Raw genomic sequence first — 281 nt, 5'->3', positions numbered from 1 at the left:
GTCGGCCCGTATGGCCACGGAATCGTATGGTCGACATCACAATTCGTCGCGGGCGCTCGGCAGCCGGGGAAGCGGCACGTCATGTCTCGGCAGCGGATGAAGTCGGCCAGCTTCTTCGAGGGTCGGTATCGGGGTTCGGGTGGGGCTTGGCCGGGGTGGACGATCCGGGTGATGGTCGCCCCGACCGTGGCGCGGCACGCAATCGCTCCTGGCAGGAACTGTCCACCCATCAGGGCGGCGGGCCGCAGGCTGGCCAGGCGACCCGGGGTGGGGGTGAGGGC

Annotated in this window: 1 pseudogene; it reads right to left on the bottom strand. The window is 70.1% G+C overall.

Annotated features, from left to right (window positions below):
- A pseudogene (locus B1790_RS35295) lies at nt 1–281 on the bottom strand (HNH endonuclease); the annotation flags it as partial.

The sequence above is a fragment of the Mycobacterium sp. AT1 genome (assembly GCF_002043095.1).
Classification (GTDB): Bacteria; Actinomycetota; Actinomycetes; order Mycobacteriales; family Mycobacteriaceae; genus Mycobacterium.
Note: the sequence above shows the minus strand (reverse complement) of the source record. Positions and strands in the feature narration are given on the sequence as shown.